We start from the raw sequence: 19,189 nt of genomic DNA on the forward strand, positions 1-19,189 counted from the left end.
AAATTCAATAAGATGAACTATTTTAAACTTTGGCTGGTAATTACAATTATCACCTTACCATGTATTAACCTTGATGCCCAAAACAAAACTACTAACACCAAAAAACTATTTGATTATGATTGGAAGTTTTATTTAGGCGACAATGATGATGCTAGCAAAATTAATTTTGATGATTCGAATTGGAGAATGCTTGATTTACCACATGACTGGAGTATAGAAAGTGATTTTTCTTCAAAAAATCCAGCGGGAAATGATGGCGCATATTTGCCAACAGGAATAGGATGGTATAGAAAAACATTTAAAATAGCAAAAGATAACAAAAACAAAGTGGTTATCATCAATTTTGAAGGAGTGTATATGAACTCCGAAGTTTTTATCAATGGAAAATCTTTGGGCATTTATCCTTATGGTTATACTTCTTTTAGTTATGAATTGACACCGTACTTGGACTATGAAAAAGAAAATGTTATTGCAGTACGAGTAGATAATTCAAAACAAAAAAACAGCAGATGGTATAGTGGTTCAGGAATTTATCGTCATGTTTGGTTAAAATCAAAAGGCAGAGTACATTTCGAAAATGATGGCATAGGAATTAGCACACCGATTATCAAAAGTAATTCAGCAACCGTTGAAGTTAGTACAACTATTAAAAACAATAGCGATCAACCTAAAAGCATCCAGCTTGAGACAATAATTTTTGATTCAAAAAACAACAAAGAAGTAAAAAAATCCTCTATAACTGTTCAAATCGATTCAAAAAGCAAAAAAACCATCAAACAAAATTTAAAAGTTTCAAAGCCAAAATTATGGTCGCCAGAATCTCCAAATCTTTATAATGCAAAAGTCAGCCTAATTGATAAGGAAGAAATTGCAGACCAATCAATTCTAAATTTTGGAATTCGATCCATTAGTTTTTCAGCTACAGAAGGTTTCCTATTAAATGGGAAAACGACACTTTTAAATGGAGGTTGCGTTCATCATGATAATGGAGCCTTGGGAGCCGCATCTTATGACAGAGCCGAAGAAAGAAAAGTCGAGCTATTAAAGGAAGCAGGTTTCAATGCACTACGCACCTCTCACAATCCTCCTTCTCAAGCCTTTTTAGAAGCCTGTGATCGCCTTGGAATGCTAGTCATAGACGAAGCATTTGACGGTTGGAGAACCAAGAAAACAGAATATGATTATGCGATGTATTTTGACAAATGGTATGAACGTGATGTTCAGGCTATGGTGAAGCGTGACCGCAATCATCCTTCGGTTATTATGTGGAGTATTGGAAATGAAATAATAGAAAGAAAAGAACCGCAGGCAGTTGCAACAGCAAAAAATCTTGCCAATGCAGTAAAAGCTATTGACACCACACGACCAGTTACATCTGCAATGACAACTTGGGACAAAGATTGGGAAATATTTGACCCATTAATGGCAGAACATGATGTTGCTGGATATAATTACGAACTAAAGCGAGCTCCAGATGACCACAAACGTGTGCCAACAAGAGTAATTGTTCAAACCGAATCCTATCCTAGAGAGGCATTTCAAAATTGGAAATTGGTAAATGAAAACAAATACATTATTGGTGATTTTGTTTGGACAGCAATGGATTATCTAGGCGAATCGGGTATTGGCAGATGGTATTATTCGGGTGAAGTTACAGGCGAACACTGGGAAAGAGACCTTTTCCCTTGGCATGGAGCTTATTGCGGAGACATTGATATGATGGGTTGGAGAAAACCAATATCGCACTATCGAAGTATGTTATATAATAATAATGAAAAACTTTATTTAGCGGTCAAAGAACCTAATCCAGATCCTTTAGAGATAATTGAAACGAGGTGGTCTGTATGGCCAACGTGGGAAAGTTGGACATGGCCAGAATTTTTGGGAAAAGAAATTCAGGTTGAAGTGTATTCAAAATATCCAAAGGTTAGGCTTTATCTCAATGATAAAATTGTTGGAGAAAGTGAAACAAATAGTGACACTCAATTCAAAGCTACCTTTTCTGTACCTTATAATCCGGGCCAATTAAAAGCTGTTGGATTACAAAATGGGAAGGAAACTGAATCTAAAATTTTAAAGACCGCTGGAAAAGCAACAAAGATTGTCCTCAAGGCTGACCGAAACAATATTAAAGCCGATGGACAGGATTTATCTTATGTCACTTTGGAAATTGTGGATGAATTTGGCACAATTGTACCTAATGCCGATTTGAAAATTCAGTTTACTATTTCGGAATCTGGTTCTATTCTCGGAACTGATAATGCCAATATCAAAGATGTGAATTCCTATGTGTCTCAAACCAGGATGACTTGGAAAGGAAAAGCATTAGCCATCATAAAAAGTAACCGAACCAAAGGAGAGATTCTACTATCCGCAAGTGCCGATGGTTTAGCAACTGCTACCCTAAAAATAAAAACAGAGTAAATAAAATAAATTAGAGTCAATTCCAATAATTTCAAATCCTAAAATAGTATAGAAAATGAAACATAATTTAATCAAAAACATCACACCTTGACTTGAGGATTGTCGTTTACGGAATTATATTTCAATACAAAAACAACAAGCCACAGCTAAAACTTCCTGCCTACTCTGTGACTATTTTGAAATTAAAAATGAACTAATCGCAACAAAACAAACTAATGAAATAAATTCATTAGTTTGTTTTTTCATAAACAGCTGTTTTGATGATATATTATTAAAAATAAAGGCATTAAAGTTAAATTAAGTGTTTTTTACACACTTAAAATTATTTATATTATATTTGTAGCTACAATTTAAAGAATTTAGAATGAAAAATTACGTTATAGGATTAGACTACGGAACAGACTCTGTTCGTGCCGTATTGATTGATACAGAAAATGGACAGGAGATTGCTTCTGAAGTTTCATATTACAAAAGATGGGCAAACAAGCAATATTGCAATGCCGCCATCAATCAATTTCGTCAACATCCTTTGGATCATATCGAAGGATTAGAAACTACCATAAAAGCAGTTGTAAGTCAATCTAAAATTAACCCTTCTCAAATCAAAAGTATTTGTATTGACACCACGGGTTCATCGCCAATTCCAGTTACAGAAGATGGAACGCCATTGGCTTTGACAACTGAATTTGCAGAAAATCCAAATGCGATGATGATTTTATGGAAAGATCACACTGCTATAAATGAAGCTAACGAAATCAATGAATTATCAGCCACTTGGGGTGGAGAAAATTTCATCAAATATTCAGGAGGAATTTATTCGTCAGAATGGTTTTGGGCAAAAATAACACATATCGCTCGTGTGGACGAAGCCGTTAAAAACGCTGCTCACACTTGGATGGAACATTGTGATTTAATGACCTATTTGTTAATTGACAATAAAGATTTAAAATCGTTCAAAAGAAGCCGTTGCGCCGCAGGACACAAAGCCTTATGGCACGAAGACTGGAACGGTTTGCCTCCTGTTGAATTCCTTGAAAAACTAGATCCTTATGTAGCACAACTTCGTGGAAAATTATTCAACGAAACTTATACTTCTGATGTGGTTGCTGGAAATTTAAACCAAGAATGGGCAACCAAATTAGGATTGACAACCGATACTGTAATTGCTGTTGGAACTTTCGACGCACATTCAGGAGCAGTTGGAGCTAAAATTGACGAGAATACTTTGGTTCGCGTTATGGGAACCTCAACTTGCGATATTTTGGTTTCTGACAAAGACATCGTTGGAACGAAAACGGTTAAAGGAATTTGCGGACAAGTAGATGGATCGGTTATTCCGGGTTACATTGGTTTAGAAGCAGGACAATCGGCTTTTGGCGATGTTTTGGCTTGGTTCAAAGACACACTTTCTTGGCCGTTAGACAATTTGGTTTACACTTCTACCCTATTATCCGACGATCAAAAAACACAATTAAAAGCAGAAATTGAATCTAATTTCATCAAAACCTTGACTCAACAAGCAGAAGTGATTCCGTTATCGGAAAGTATTCCAACTGCTTTGGATTGGGTAAACGGACGAAGAACTCCAGATGCAAATCAAGGATTGAAAAGTGCTTTTACTAATGTTTCGTTAGGAACAAAAGCACCTCATCTTTTCAAAGCTTTGATTAATGCTATATGTTTTGGTTCTAAAAAAATTGTGGATCGATTTGAAGAAGAAGGCGTTCGAATTAACAGCGTTATCGGAATTGGAGGAGTGGCAAGAAAATCACCATTTATTATGCAAACTTTGGCAAATGTATTGAACAAACCTATCAAAGTTGCCGCTTCAGATCAAGCACCAGCATTGGGAGCAGCGATTTACGCAGCGGTTGCGGCTGGAATTTATCCAAACGTAATTGAAGCCAGCAAAAAAATGGGAAGCGATTTTGAAAGCGAATATTTCCCAGAATCAGACAAAATAGAAGCTTATCAAGAATTGATGGATTCGTATTCTGATTTGGCTAAATTTGTAGAAAGTATAACAAAATAATAAATTTAGAATGTCAAAATATACCGCTTTAAAACAAGAATGCTACGAGGCTAATATGCAATTGAATGCCTTGAAATTAGTTGTTTACACTTTTGGAAATGTAAGTGCTGTAGATAGAGAAAATGGTGTTTTCGCTATTAAACCTAGTGGCGTGGCTTACGAAGAATTAAAAGCCGAAGATATTGTGATTGTGGATTTCGACAACAACATTATCGAAGGTTCGATGCGTCCGTCATCTGACACGAAAACGCACGCTTATTTATACAAAAACTGGCCAAATATTGGTGGTGTTGCTCACACTCACGCTACGTATTCTGTAGCTTGGGCACAAGCACAAAGAGATATTCCAATTTTTGGAACTACGCATGCCGATCATTTGACTAAAGATATTCCGTGTGCTCCGCCAATGGCTGACTCGCTTATCGAAGGGAATTATGAACACAATACTGGAATCCAAATTTTAGACTGTTTCAAAGAAAAAAACCTTTCTTATGAAGAAGTAGAAATGATTTTAATTGGCAATCACGGACCTTTTGCTTGGGGAAAAAATGCTGCAAAAGCAGTGTACAATTCTAAAGTTTTAGAAGTTGTTGCCGAAATGGCACATCTAACGGAATTGATCAACCCAAATGCACCAAGATTGAAAGATTCTTTAATCAAAAAACATTACGAACGCAAACACGGAAAAGATTCGTATTACGGACAGTAATTTTAGTTTAAGGTTTCTTTAGTTTAAAGTTGTTTAAACTAAAGAAACTTTAAACAATTTTAAACTTTAAACAATTTTAAACAATATATTATAATGATAGATATTTCTAAAAAAGAAATTTGGTTCGTAGTAGGAAGCCAAAACTTATACGGTGAAGAAACTTTAAAACAAGTTGCGGTACATTCGCAAGAAATTGCAAAAGGAATTGATGCTTCTTCTTCGGTTCCAGTAAAAGTGATTTACAAATCGGTGGCAAAATCACCTAGTGAAATTACGGATATTTGTTTGGAAGCCAATACCAACAAAAACTGTATTGGTATTATCGCTTGGATGCACACCTTTTCTCCAGCCAAAATGTGGATTAACGGCCTGAGCATTCTTAAAAAACCATTGTGCCATTTACACACCCAATACAATGCTGAAATTCCTTGGGCAACCATCGATATGGATTTCATGAACTTGAATCAATCGGCTCACGGAGACAGAGAGTTTGGGTACATTATGTCTAGAATGCGCAAGAAACGTAAAGTGGTTGTTGGTCACTGGGAAGACAAAAGAGTACAAACTAAATTAGGAAACTGGTCGAGAGTTGCTTTAGGTTGGGATGAAATGCAAAACCTAAAAGTAGCGCGTTTTGGAGACAATATGCGTGAAGTTGCCGTTACTTGTGGCGATAAAGTGGAAGCCCAAATTCGTTTTGGAATGTCTGTAAACGGATACGACTCTTCTGATATCGTAAATAAAATGAAATTGGTTACCGATGCACAAGTAGAGGCGCTGGTAGCAGTTTATGAAGAATCATACAATTTGGCTCCTAAATTGCAAAAAGGTGGAGAGCAAAGACAATCATTATTGGATGCTGCCAAAATCGAATTAGGTTTGAGAGCATTCTTAGAAGAAGGTGGTTTTGGTGCTTTTACCGATACTTTCGAAAACTTGGGAGAATTAAAACAATTGCCAGGTATTGCAACGCAACGTTTGATGGCTGATGGTTACGGTTTTGGTGGAGAAGGCGACTGGAAAACAGCTGCCATGGTTCGTGTCATGAAAGTAATGAACATCGGTTTGGAAGGCGGAACTTCTTTCATGGAAGATTATACCTATCATTTCACTCCTGAAAAATCATACGTTTTAGGTTCACACATGTTGGAAATTTGTCCTTCTATCACTGACGGAAAACCTTCTTGCGAAATTCACCCATTGGGAATTGGAGGAAAAGAAGATCCAGTTCGTTTGGTGTTCAATTCACCAGCTGGAGATGCAATTAATGTGTCATTAGTAGATATGGGAACTCGTTTCCGTTTGATTGTAAACGAAGTTACAGCGGTTAAACCAATGGCTGATTTGCCTAAATTACCAGTAGCGCGTGTACTTTGGGATTGCAAACCAAACCTTGATATTGCTGCAACAGCTTGGATTTTGGCAGGTGGAGCGCATCACACGGTGTATAGCCAAGCCGTAACTACTGAATTCATGGAAGATTTTGCCGATATTGCAGGAATCGAATTGGTTGTAATTGACAATGATACTAAAATTCGTGCTTTCAAAGACACTTTGAATGCCAATGAAGCCTATTATCACTTGTTTCAACACGGACTATAAATAAGTAAAAAATAAAAAGTTTGAAGGTTAAAGAACAATCTGTTTTGAAGCCTTCAAACTTTTCTTTAATTAATATTAACCCAAAAAACCAATAAATTATGAATGTATTAAAACGTTGCATTTATGGAATTTCCTTAGTAAGTTTGGCAAGTATGAATATTCAATGTAAAGGAGACAAAAAAGTGGAAGAAATAACCCTAGAAACAAAAGCTACCGATTCAGTGTCAATCGTAAAATCAGCCTATGGCAAAACTGCCACTGGTGAACAAGTAGATAACTACACCCTAAAAAATCAAAAAGGGATGGAAGTAAACATCATCACTTATGGTGGAATTATTACTTCGCTGAAAGTACCTAACAAAGCGGGAGTATCAGAAGAAGTGGTTATTGGTTTCAATAATTTAGAACAATACCAAAAAGCCAATCCTTATTTTGGAGCTTTAATCGGAAGATACGGAAACCGAATTGCTAAAGGAAAATTCAGCCTTGACGGTAAAGAATACCAATTGGCATTGAACAATGGCAAAAACGCTTTGCACGGTGGACCAGAAGGTTTTCACAGAAGAGTTTGGACTGCCGAAGAAGCTAAAGGTGGTGCTAATGCAACTTTAAAATTAAAATATGTAAGCAAAGACATGGAAGAAGGGTATCCTGGAAACCTGACTGTTTTTGTAACTTACACTTTAAACAATGACAATTCATTAGACGTACTATACGAAGCGACTACGGACAAGAAAACGGTGGTTAACTTAACGCAACATTCTTATTTTAACTTATCTGGTGATTTCACTAAAACAATTTTGGATCACGAAGTTGTGATTGATGCTGATAAATTAGTTCCTGTAGATGGAGATTTGATTCCAACAGGACAATTAACGGATGTGACTAATACGCCTTTCGATTTCAGAAAACCTAGAGTGATTGGAAAAGATATCGAGGCAAAAGACGATCAATTGAAAAAAGGGTTAGGATACGACCACTGCTGGGTGTTGAACAACCAAGACAAAGGCGATCGTTTTGTAGCATCAGCTTATGAAGCTAAAAGTGGAAGATTGTTAGAAGTATTCTCAACAGAGCCTGGAATTCAATTGTACACTGGAAATTTCCTTGATGGAACATTACCAATGAGAAACGGTGGAACTTATGCTAAAAGAACTGGTTTGTGTCTAGAAACACAACATTATCCAGATTCTCCAAATCAAAAAGACTTCCCAACTACAACATTGAGTCCAGGAGAAAATTACAAAACAAAAACAACATTCAAATTTTCTGTAAAATAATAACAGAATCGAATAATTTCAAAAAAGTCCAGAGGTATTGCTTCTGGACTTTTTTTTATTTGTTAAACTGAAATTAGGTTTCGGTGTGAAACAAAAAAACTTCAAATTAATCGGTGCAATCCTCTACATACAAAAAACAGGGCATTCGCTTTTAAAACCGAAGAAATTCTAAATAAAAAACACCGCAGATTCGCAGATTTTCAGAACATAAATTAGAAAAATTAACACTAATTTTTGAATTAGTGCAATAAAATAGTTCTGATTTATTTTTAAAATCTGCGAATCTGCGGTAATTTTCTAAAAGCGAATGCCCTAAAAAACAAAAAAATATTCCTGAAAATCCAGTAGGTTTAATATATTTGTGTATTGACTAAAAAACAAACCAAAATCAAACGCTATTTACTAACAAAAACCTTAAATTATTAAATCTTTATGGAACAAATTATCAAAGACACTACAGCTAATCCAGCACCTTTAGGACTTTTCGGATTCGGAATGACTACCATGTTATTGAACATTCATAATGCCGGTTTTTTCGAACTCAACTCCATGATTATGGGAATGGGAATCTTTTTTGGAGGAATCCAACAAGTTATTGCCGGAATTATGGAATGGAAAAAAGGAAATGGTTTTGGTATGACAGCCTTTATGTCTTACGGTTTCTTTTGGCTTACACTTGTTGCTTTGTGGGTAATGCCAGCAATGGGTCTTGCTACAAAACCCGACGGAGCTTCTATGGGATGTTATCTAGGAATTTGGGGTTTATTTACCTTGGCTTTTTTCATCGGAACCTTAAACGGAAACACCATCGGAAAACTCATTTTTGGTTCACTAGTGATTCTTTTTGGCTTATTGTCCGCAGCTAGTTTTACAGGTAGCGAGGAAATTCACACTATTGCAGGTTACGAAGGAATTTTATGTGGTTTTTTTGCTTTTTATGAGGCAGCTGCGTTGGTTATCAATCAAAAATTAGGAAAACAAGTGTTACCTATATAAAAAAGGCAAGTTTCTTCTAAAACTAAATCGCCTATTCTTATATTTGCAAAACAATAGGTTTTTAATTTTGTTAATCTCAAACCTTAACATTCAGACTTTTATCAATAGAAAAAATTCAATATGAGTTATTATAAAATAGACAATTTAGAACAATACTTCAAACATTATAACAAATCCATTCGTGAACCGAGAAAATTTTGGAGCAAAATTGCTTCCGAAAACTTTACTTGGTATCAAGAAAGTGAGAAAATAATGGAATTTGACATGGCAGAAGCCAAGATTGAATGGTTTGTTGATGCCAAATTAAACATCGTTAAGAACTGTATTGATAGACATCTTGCCAAAAGAGGCGATAAAACCGCTATTATTTTCGAACCGAACAATCCAGACGAAGCGGCACAGCATATTACTTACAACGAATTGTATGTAAGAGTGTCAAAAATGGCAAACGTGCTTCGCGAACAAGGAATCAAAAAAGGCGATAGAGTTTGTATCTATTTACCAATGATTCCAGAATTAGCAGTTTCTGTTTTAGCTTGTGCTAGAATTGGAGCCATTCACTCGGTTGTTTTTGCTGGATTTTCATCTTCAGCAGTAGCGGCAAGAATTAACGATAGCGAATGCAAAATGGTTATTACATCGGATGGTGGTTATAGAGGTGAAAAAACCATTGACCTAAAAGGAATTATCGATGATGCTTTGAACAACTGTCCTTGCGTTGAAAACGTTTTGGTTGCCAAAAGAACCAATGCTGAAATAAATATGAAAGAAGGTCGTGACCAATGGTTGCAACCTCTTTTGGATGCCGCTCTAGACAACAACGTTGCTGAAATTATGGATGCCGAAGATCCTTTGTTTATCCTTTACACATCGGGTTCTACAGGAAAACCTAAAGGAATGGTGCACACTACAGCAGGATATATGGTTTATACTGCTTATACTTTCAAGAATGTTTTCAGTTACGAAGAGAACGATATTTTTTGGTGTACTGCCGATATTGGTTGGATTACTGGTCACTCTTACATCCTTTACGGCCCATTATTAAACGGTGCTACAACCGTAATTTTCGAAGGAGTTCCTTCATACCCTGATTACAGCCGTTTTTGGGAAACTATCGAAAAACACAAAGTAACTCAATTCTATACTGCGCCAACAGCTATTCGTGCTTTGGCAAAAGAGAAACTAGAATATGTATTAAAATTCCCTTTCAAATCATTGAAAGTAATTGGATCGGTTGGAGAGCCTATCAACGAAGAAGCTTGGCACTGGTACAACGACCACGTGGGCGGAAAACGTTGCCCATTAGTAGATACTTGGTGGCAAACCGAAACGGGAGGAATTATGATCTCACCTCTTGCTTTTATTACGCCAACAAAACCAACTTATGCTTCTTTGCCATTACCTGGAATTCAACCCGTATTAATGGATGAAAAACGCAACGAAATCGAAGGCAATCAAGTTACGGGAAGTCTTTGTATCAAATTCCCTTGGCCTGGAATCGCTAGAACCATTTGGGGCGATCACCAACGTTATAAAGACACCTATTTCAGTGCTTTCCCTGGAAAATATTTCACAGGAGACGGCGCTTTACGTGACGAAGTGGGGTATTACAGAATCACAGGACGTGTAGATGATGTGGTAATTGTTTCAGGTCACAACCTAGGAACTGCCCCTATCGAAGATGCGATCAACGAACATCCAGCAGTTGCCGAAAGTGCCATTGTAGGATTCCCGCACGATGTAAAAGGAAATGCCCTTTATGGTTTTGTAATCTTGAAAGAATCTGGTGAATATCGCGACAAAGAAAACTTAAAAAAAGAAATCAACCGACATGTTTCGGATCATATTGGACCAATTGCCAAGTTGGACAAAATTCAATTTGTATCAGGTTTGCCAAAAACCCGTTCTGGTAAAATTATGCGTCGCATTCTTCGCAAGATAGCCGAAGGTGATTTCTCTAATTTTGGAGACACCACTACGCTATTAAATCCAGAAATTGTGGATGAAATAAAAGATGGGAAATTGTAATCCAAAAATTTATTATATCAAAGGCTGTCCGTAAAAGACAGCCTTTTTCATTTAATATTTTACAAAAAACTCCTTTTTCTAAAAGGAAAAAGATAAATTTACTGTTCACTTTCCAACTCTGCCTATGTTGCCTCAAATAGAAAAAACAGAACCTCCTTTTTGGTATGCAGGAATGAACAATCCCGAATTGCAAATTCTATTTTATGGTAAAAATATAGCAAAGTACAAAGTTTCGATTTCTAATAAAATTCCCATAATAAAAGTAAATAGAACTGAAAATCCCAACTATATTTTCGTTACTATTGCTACTAAAAACTGTCCTCCCTCCGACTTTCATTTCATTTTTAAAGAAAACGAAAAAGTAGTTTTTACCCAAAAATACAGCCTAAAACAACGAAGAGAAAACTCGGCAGAACGACAAAGTTTTGATGCTTCAGATCTTATTTATTTGTTGATGCCCGATCGTTTTTCGAATGGAAATTGGAACAATACAAACGATGCTTCAACCACCGAAAAATACAATCGAGAATTACCCGAAGGCAGGCACGGCGGAGATATTCAAGGAATCATCAATCATTTGGATTATATTCAGGAACTCGGCGCAACCACCATTTGGAGCACACCTCTTTGCGAAGACAATGACGCTGTTTGTTCGTATCATACCTACGCCCAATCCGATGTGTATAAAATTGACCCTCGGTATGGGACTAACGAAGATTATGTAAAGCTAGCATCAGAACTTCACAAAAGAAAGATGAAATTGGTTATGGATTATGTAGTAAATCATTGGGGACTGGAACATTGGATAATCAAAGATTTACCCACAAAAGACTGGATCAATCAATTCGAAACTTACACGCAAACCAATCATAAGAGAACTCTAGTTCACGATATTCACGCCTCGAAAATTGACACCAAAACCTGTTTCGATGGTTGGTTTGTTCCTTCGATGCCCGATTTGAATCAACGAAATCCATTGGTTTTGACTTACCTCATCCAAAATGCGATTTGGTGGATTGAATATGCGAATCTGGACGGTTTTAGAGTCGATACGTATAATTATGCCGAACCAGAAGCTGTTGCAAAATGGACCAAAGCTATAACCGACGAATATCCTAATTTCAATATCGTAGGCGAAATTTCGATGCGGGATCAAGCTCAACTTTCGTATTGGCAAAAAGATAGTGTGATTGGAAAAATTCAAAATTTTAATTCCCATTTACCCAGCATAATGGACTTTATTTTATCGGATGCGCTATTGACTGTTTTCAATGAAGATGGCAATTGGGAAACAGGAATGATCCGAATTTACAATAATTTTACCAATGATTTTTTGTATCCGAACGTCAATAATTTACTTGCTTTTGCCGAAAATCACGATACTCATCGCTTGAACCATGTGTATTACAACGACATTCAAAAATACAAAATGGCGATGGTATTGCTTGCCACCGTTAGAGGAATTCCTCAAATATATTATGGATCCGAAATAGGGATGAATGGCAACAAAGACAATGGCGATGCCGATATTCGCTATGATTTCCCTGGTGGATGGAAAAACGATACTAATAATGCGTTTACCAAAACAGGAAGAACACCAATGCAAAATGAATATTTCGATTTCACTTCCAAATTATTCAATTGGCGGAAAACAAAATCCGTAATTCATTCTGGTAAAATGACGCATTATATTCCAGAAGACAATGTTTATATCTATTTTAGACACGATGAGTCCGAAAGTATAATGGTGATCTTCAACAATAGAATTGATGCTAAAACACTAGATTTAAATCGTTTTCAAGAAAATCTAAAAAATTACAAAACTGGAAAAGAGGTTCTTACAGAAATTAACATCGATCTGACCAAGGAAATTCTTTTGGAACCCAAATCCGTATTGTTATTAGAATTAAAATAAATGAATAAAATTCTCAAAATCGGACATCGTGGTGCGAAAGGTTACGAACCCGAAAATACCTTAATTGCTTTCGAAAAAGCGATTGAATTAGGTTCAGACGGCATCGAACTTGATGTACATTTGAGTTCCGATAATGAATTAATTGTTATTCACGACGAAACTATTGACCGAACCGCTAACGGAAAAGGTTTTGTTAACGAATTGTCTTTAAAAGAATTGAAAACTTTCAGAATTGAAAACAACCATGGAATCCCAACTTTAATTGAAGTTTTAGATTTGGTCAATCGACATTGTTTTATCAATATTGAACTCAAAGGAATTGGAACGGCAAAACCTGTAATAGAATTAATCACTCGTTATATTTCAGAAAAAAATTGGCATTATACTGATTTTTTGATTTCCAGTTTCGATTGGAATATGCTTGAAGAAATTCATTTATTAAATTCAAAAATCAGAATTGGGGTTTTGACAGAAGATTCTATTTCCACAGCTTTGGCTTTCGCCAAAAAAATAAAAGCATTTTCCATTCATCCCGATTATGAATTGTTATCCAAAGAAAATGTAGCTTTGCTTCAGGAAAACGGATTCCAAGTCTATCCTTGGACGGTGAATTCGAAAGAAGCTATTCAAAAAATAAAATCATTCAACGTAAACGGAATTATTTCTGATTTTCCAGATAAAATATAAAACAATCTCATTACAGCTTTGTCAAAGTTTTGAACTTTGACAAAGCTAGTTTCAAACCAAAATATGAACCAGAATTTTGACATTATAATTGTAGGCGGTGGCGCAGCAGGATTTTTTACAGCAATCAACATTGCAGAGAAAAATCCAAAACTAAAAGTAGCCATCCTCGAACGTGGAAGCGAAGTATTGTCTAAAGTTCGTATTTCTGGCGGAGGAAGATGCAATGTAACGCACGCATGTTTCGATCCCAATGAATTGGTTAAATTTTATCCCCGAGGCGAAAAAGAATTGCGTGGGCCTTTTCATCAATTTTGTTCGGGAGACACAATAGAATGGTTTAGTAATCACGGCGTAGAACTTAAAATTGAAGACGATGGAAGAATGTTTCCGGTTTCGAATTCGTCGCAAACCATCATTGATTGTTTTATACAAGCCACTCAAAAATTGGGAATTACAGTTTTGACAGGACAAAGTGTACAATCCATTTTCAAAAAAGACAATTTTTGGAAAATCGAAACAAAATCCGAAAATTACATCACCGAAAAACTAATTCTAGCCACGGGAAGCAATCCTAAAATATGGGAAATGCTGCAAACTTTTGGTCACGCGATTGTAAATCCGGTTCCGTCTTTGTTTACTTTTAATATCAAAGATACTCGAATAAAGGAATTACCCGGCGTTTCGGCACAGGTTTCTGTAAAAGTAAAAGACACCAAATTGACTTCGACAGGTCCATTGTTAATCACGCATTGGGGAATGAGCGGGCCAGCCATTTTAAAATTATCCGCTTGGGGAGCTCGAATTCTATTTGAAAAGAATTATCGATTTACCATTTTTGTCAATTGGCTGAACGATCTTGACGCTGAAGATGCTGAAAAAATCCTAAAAGATTTAAAACAGGAAAATGCCAAAAAAATGGTTTCCAAAAAATCGCCTTTTGAAATTACCAACCGTCTTTGGGAAAATTTAGTTCTGGCTTCTGAAATTTCTTCCGAAACCAAATGGGCTGATTTATCTAAAATTCAACTACAAAATTTAATCAATCAACTGACCAATTCCAGCTTTCAAGTAAACGGAAAAAGCACTTTCAAAGAAGAATTTGTAACCGCTGGAGGAATTGATTTAAAAGAAATCAACTTCAAAACGATGGAAAGCAAACTACACGAAAACCTTTATTTCGCTGGCGAAATAGTTAATATTGATGCTATTACTGGAGGATTTAATTTTCAGAATGCATGGACAAGTGGATTTATTGTGGCGAATAATTTTTAACAAAACTACCTGTTCAACCACCAAATACTTCCATTCAAAACCGCAGCAAAACTCACCCAAAGTAAATAAGGAACAAACAAATAACCTGCAATTTTGTTGATTTTAGAAAACTTCAAATAGGTTTCATAAATCATTAGCCAAAGAATAATTATTTCCAATCCTGCTAACATTGGATTTTTCAAACCAAAAAACAAAAAAGACCACAAAGCATTCAAAGCCAATTGAACAGCAAAAAAAATCAAGGCATTTTTTACTGCTTCTTTTTCCTGTTCCATTCTGCTCCAAACCAATCCTGCTGCGACTCCCATCATAATATAAAGCATACTCCAAACGGGTGCAAAAATCCAATTGGGCGGATTAAAACTCGGCTTTACCAATGTTGGATACCAAGTTGTTATAGCGGAACGGGTTACCATTCCGGAGAAATATCCAACTACCAAACAGGTTACAACAACGACTAGAATTTTAGAAATCTTATTCATCTTTGATTTTTTTTCAAAATTAATCAAAACTTTGAACGATTCAATAAATAAAAAATCAAGGTTTAAAGCAAAAAAGTATCTTTGCAAAAAACTTAATTGATGTTTACAGCAAACGATTTTATTCCGTCTTCTTACACAAATGCTATAGATTCAGGAAAATTCCAATGGAGTTCTCCCAGCAATATTGCTTTAGTGAAATATTGGGGCAAAAAAGACAAGCAAATTCCAGCCAATCCTTCGGTAAGTTTTACTTTGAATAATTGTAAAACGATTACCTCATTGACTTTTGATAAAAAAGACATTTCGTCTCCGCTCAATGTGACAGATACTTTTTCTTTCGACTTGCTTTTTGAAGGAAAAGCAAAAGAAGATTTCAAGCCAAAAATTCAGCAGTTTTTTGAAAGAGTTTTGGTTTACTTACCTTTTTTAAAAGACTATCATTTTACAATTGATACAGAAAATACTTTTCCGCACAGTTCAGGAATTGCTTCTTCTGCTTCAGGAATGGCGGCATTGGCAATGAATTTAATGAGTTTAGAAAAAGTATTAAATCCAGAAATGACTGAGGATTATTTTTATCACAAAGCTTCTTTCTTGGCACGTTTGGGTTCAGGAAGTGCCTGCCGAAGTGTAAAAGGAGAAGTAGTCGTTTGGGGCAATCACAACAATATCAAAGGAAGTTCGGATTTGTTTGGAGTAGCATTTCCAAACACGATTCACGAAAAATTCAAGAATTTTCAAGATACCATTTTATTAGTTGACAAAGGTGAAAAACAAGTTTCGAGTTCCGTTGGTCATAATTTAATGAACGGACATCCATTTGCTGAAAAACGTTTTGAACAAGCTCACGAAAATTTAGATAAATTAATTACCGTTTTCGAAAGCGGAAATTTAAACGAATTCATAACAATAGTCGAAAGCGAAGCCTTAACATTGCACTCGATGATGATGACTTCGATTCCTTATTTTATTTTGATGAAACCCAACACACTCCAAATTATTAATGCCATTTGGAAGTACCGAAACGAAACTAAAATACCTGTTTGTTTTACATTAGATGCTGGTGCAAACGTACACGTTTTATACCCCGAAAATGTAAAAGAAAACGTTTTGCAATTTATTAAGAACGAATTAGTTGGCTATTGTCAAAATGGTCAGTACCTTTGTGACGAAATTGGAATGGGTTCAGCTAAAATTTAATATATTTATATTTCTAAAAAGATAGAATATGAACATTGAATTAGAAAAATCAAAATTGATGAAATTGTTGGAAGAAACTAACGATGAGTCTATACTTGCATCTATCCGAAAAATATTCTCAACCGAAAAAAAAGATTGGTGGGATGAATTGACGGAGGAGCAACAAGATATTATAAACGAATCAATGGAACAATACGAAAGAGGTGAATATTCATCATTTGATGATTTTATAAAACCACATCTTTAGTAATGAAAAGAGAAGTCGTAATTACTCCTCGAGCGAAAATTGAATTTCAAAATGTTTTTAACTATTTGGAATCAAAATGGAATGAAAAAACAAAAAAGAAGTTTTCAAATAAAATCAATTCCATTATAAATTTAATTCTTGAAAATCCAGAATTATTTCCAGTTTCGGGCATCAATAAAAAGATTAGAAAAGCTGTAATTAGCAAACAATCTACTTTGTTTTATCATTACAACAGCAAACACATTATTATACTTTCTGTTTTCGATACCAGACAGAATCCAATAAAAATTAACAAAATAAAATAAGTTCAAACGATATATGAAAGGACCTTTATTTTACTCAAAAATATTACTCTTTGGAGAATACGGAATCATTCGTGACTCTAAAGGTTTATCTATTCCTTATAATTTTTATAATGGAGCTCTGAAAAGAGAAGAAAATCCATCTGCAGAGGCCATAAAATCAAACGGGAATTTAAGACGTTATGTTTCTTATTTAGAAAACTTGCAAACCGAACAACCGGAATTGGTAAGTTTCGATTTGGTCTCACTAAAAAATGATGTTGAAACTGGAATGTACTTTGATTCCAGTATTCCACAAGGGTATGGCGTGGGAAGTAGTGGTGCATTAGTAGCCGCTATTTACGACAAATATGCACAAAATAAAATTACTGTTCTTGAGAATTTAACTCGTGAAAAATTATTGCAGCTAAAAACTATTTTTGGACAAATGGAATCTTTTTTCCACGGAAAAAGTTCAGGATTGGATCCTTTGAATAGTTATTTAAGCATTCCGATTTTAATCAATTCGAAAGACCATATTGAGGCGACTGGAATTCCAACTCAAAGCTTGGAAGGAACTGGCGCTGTTTTTTTAATAGATTCAGGAATTGTAGGCGAAACAGCTCCAATGGTCAATATTTTTATGGAAAAATTGAAAGATCAAGGTTTCCGAAAAATGCTCAAATCACAATTCATCAAGCATACCGATGCTTGTGTGGAAAGCTTTTTGGGTGGCGATATGAAGTCTTTATTTTCAAACACCAAAAAATTATCTAAAGTTGTATTGAACAACTTCAAACCAATGATTCCGGAACAATTTCATGGTATTTGGCAAGAAGGAATCGATTCCAATGATTATTACCTGAAACTATGTGGTTCTGGTGGTGGTGGCTACATATTAGGTTTTACCGAAAACTTGGAAAAAGCAAAATTAGCCTTGAAAGATTATAAATTAGAAGTCGTTTACCAATTCTAAAATGCTTAACCGAAAGAACAAACTTATAGTTCTGAAATTCATCAGTTTGTTCTCTGTGATTAGAGGTTACAACATTCCGATTATCGTTTTGGCTCAATACCTTTCGGCTATTTTTATACTCGCTCCCGAAAAAAGAGCGTTATCCGTATTACTTGACTTTGATTTATTTATAATCGTTTTTGTATCCTCATTAACGATTGCATCTGGCTATATTATCAACAACTTTTACGATAGCAAAAAGGATTTAATCAATCGCCCCAACAAATCAATGTTGGATCGATTAGTAAGTCAAAAAACAAAACTTCAAGTTTATTTTACCCTTAATTTTATCGTAGCCTTGTTAGCTGTTATGGTTTCTTGGCGTGCCTTTTTATATTTTTCGGTTTATATTTTCTTGATTTGGTATTACTCCCATCGCATTAAAAAATACCCAATAATTGGGAACTTAACTGCTGCAATTTTGGCCATTTTACCCTTTTTTGCGATTCTTTTGTACTATAAAAATTTTTATGAAGTTATCTTCGGACACGCAGTTTTCTTATTTCTATTGATTTTAATTCGAGAAATGATTAAGGATTTAGAAAACATCAAAGGCGATTTGGCTAATGACTATAAAACGATTCCGATTATTTATGGTGAAGCTATTTCTAAAAAAATAATCAGCTTTTTGACAATTTCCACTATAATTCCCGTCTATATTTTAATCGAAATTTTCGACGTGGGTTATATGGACATTTATTTTTATTCTTGCCTTATCATCTTGATTTTCTTCCTGCTTTACTTATGGAAATCTAATACGAAAGAGCAATATGTATTACTTCATAATGTTTTGAAATTCTTAATCGTGGCGGGTGTTTTTTGTATTGTGCTCATCAATCCAAGTGTGTTGTGGCACGGTGAGAAACTATTGAGATCTATTTAATTCATAAAATTTCGCCACGAATTGCACTAATTTACACAAAAAATGTTTCTCTAAAAATTACACTAATCCTTAAACTACAATTAAGGATTTGTGTGATTCAATTTTAAAAATTCATGAGATTTGTGGCGATTAGTGC

General features: G+C 35.2%; 16 protein-coding genes. 15 read left to right on the plus strand and 1 reads right to left on the minus strand.

Translation table 11 applies throughout. From position 1 onward, the window contains the following. The first annotated feature begins 12 nt into the window (after window positions 1-12). The 10 genes from OZP15_RS00275 (at window position 13) to OZP15_RS00320 (ending at window position 14,945) form a co-directional block, all read left to right on the plus strand. Window positions 13-2,424 carry a glycoside hydrolase family 2 TIM barrel-domain containing protein gene (locus tag OZP15_RS00275; protein ID WP_281336675.1) on the plus strand — a complete coding sequence of 804 codons (2,412 nt, stop codon included), beginning with the start codon at window positions 13-15 and terminating at the stop codon, window positions 2,422-2,424. 364 nt (window positions 2,425-2,788) lie between these two features. Then, window positions 2,789-4,456 carry a ribulokinase gene (locus tag OZP15_RS00280; protein WP_269226515.1) on the plus strand — a complete coding sequence of 556 codons (1,668 nt, stop codon included), beginning with the start codon at window positions 2,789-2,791 and terminating at the stop codon, window positions 4,454-4,456. A 10-nt stretch (window positions 4,457-4,466) separates the two neighbouring features. Continuing rightward, complete coding sequence (locus OZP15_RS00285) at window positions 4,467-5,165, plus strand: L-ribulose-5-phosphate 4-epimerase (RefSeq protein WP_281336676.1); 699 nt, start codon at window positions 4,467-4,469, stop codon at window positions 5,163-5,165. A gap of 93 nt (window positions 5,166-5,258) precedes the next feature. Beyond that, window positions 5,259-6,767, plus strand: a complete 1,509-nt coding sequence (gene araA / locus OZP15_RS00290) for an L-arabinose isomerase (protein ID WP_281336677.1) — start codon at window positions 5,259-5,261, stop codon at window positions 6,765-6,767. A 98-nt stretch (window positions 6,768-6,865) separates the two neighbouring features. Further along, window positions 6,866-8,047, plus strand: coding sequence for an aldose epimerase family protein (locus OZP15_RS00295; protein ID WP_281336678.1), 1,182 nt, complete (start codon window positions 6,866-6,868; stop codon window positions 8,045-8,047). A 432-nt stretch (window positions 8,048-8,479) separates the two neighbouring features. Beyond that, complete coding sequence (locus OZP15_RS00300; RefSeq protein ID WP_269226519.1) at window positions 8,480-9,043, plus strand: acetate uptake transporter; 564 nt, start codon at window positions 8,480-8,482, stop codon at window positions 9,041-9,043. A gap of 120 nt (window positions 9,044-9,163) precedes the next feature. Further along, window positions 9,164-11,071, plus strand: coding sequence for an acetate--CoA ligase (gene acs, locus OZP15_RS00305; RefSeq protein ID WP_281336679.1), 1,908 nt, complete (start codon window positions 9,164-9,166; stop codon window positions 11,069-11,071). Window positions 11,072-11,195: 124 nt separating this feature from the next. Next, window positions 11,196-12,986 (plus strand): glycoside hydrolase family 13 protein, encoded by a 1,791-nt coding sequence (locus tag OZP15_RS00310; RefSeq protein WP_269226520.1) that lies wholly within the window; start codon window positions 11,196-11,198, stop codon window positions 12,984-12,986. Beyond that, on the plus strand, window positions 12,987-13,673 hold the full coding sequence (locus OZP15_RS00315; protein ID WP_281336680.1) for a glycerophosphodiester phosphodiesterase: 687 nt from the start codon (window positions 12,987-12,989) through the stop codon (window positions 13,671-13,673). Window positions 13,674-13,736: 63 nt separating this feature from the next. Then, on the plus strand, window positions 13,737-14,945 hold the full coding sequence (locus tag OZP15_RS00320) for a BaiN/RdsA family NAD(P)/FAD-dependent oxidoreductase (RefSeq protein ID WP_281336681.1): 1,209 nt from the start codon (window positions 13,737-13,739) through the stop codon (window positions 14,943-14,945). 5 nt (window positions 14,946-14,950) lie between these two features. Here the strand turns inward: OZP15_RS00320 and OZP15_RS00325 are convergent, their stop codons facing one another. Beyond that, window positions 14,951-15,427, minus strand: coding sequence for a TspO/MBR family protein (locus tag OZP15_RS00325; RefSeq protein WP_269226522.1), 477 nt, complete (start codon window positions 15,425-15,427; stop codon window positions 14,951-14,953). 99 nt (window positions 15,428-15,526) lie between these two features. Here OZP15_RS00325 and OZP15_RS00330 point away from each other — a divergent pair, with 99 nt between their 5' ends. Genes OZP15_RS00330 through OZP15_RS00350 form a run of 5 tightly spaced genes read left to right on the plus strand, consistent with a single transcriptional unit; the run spans window position 15,527 to window position 19,053 of the window. Next, a complete protein-coding gene (locus tag OZP15_RS00330; RefSeq protein WP_269226523.1) occupies window positions 15,527-16,627 on the plus strand; it encodes a diphosphomevalonate decarboxylase in 1,101 nt (366 codons plus the stop codon). 28 nt (window positions 16,628-16,655) lie between these two features. Further along, window positions 16,656-16,874 (plus strand): hypothetical protein, encoded by a 219-nt coding sequence (locus OZP15_RS00335; RefSeq protein ID WP_281336682.1) that lies wholly within the window; start codon window positions 16,656-16,658, stop codon window positions 16,872-16,874. Between the two features lie 2 nt (window positions 16,875-16,876). Continuing rightward, the gene (locus OZP15_RS00340) at window positions 16,877-17,179 is read left to right on the plus strand and encodes a type II toxin-antitoxin system RelE/ParE family toxin (protein WP_269226525.1); all 303 of its coding nucleotides are present in this window, start codon (window positions 16,877-16,879) and stop codon (window positions 17,177-17,179) included. Between the two features lie 13 nt (window positions 17,180-17,192). Then, a complete protein-coding gene (locus tag OZP15_RS00345) occupies window positions 17,193-18,131 on the plus strand; it encodes a mevalonate kinase family protein (RefSeq protein WP_281336683.1) in 939 nt (312 codons plus the stop codon). A 1-nt stretch (window position 18,132) separates the two neighbouring features. Further along, window positions 18,133-19,053, plus strand: a complete 921-nt coding sequence (locus OZP15_RS00350) for a geranylgeranylglycerol-phosphate geranylgeranyltransferase (RefSeq protein ID WP_281336684.1) — start codon at window positions 18,133-18,135, stop codon at window positions 19,051-19,053. Window positions 19,054-19,189: the final 136 nt, after the last annotated feature.

The sequence above is a fragment of the Flavobacterium eburneipallidum genome (assembly GCF_027111355.2).
GTDB classification, from domain to species: Bacteria; Bacteroidota; Bacteroidia; order Flavobacteriales; family Flavobacteriaceae; genus Flavobacterium; species Flavobacterium eburneipallidum.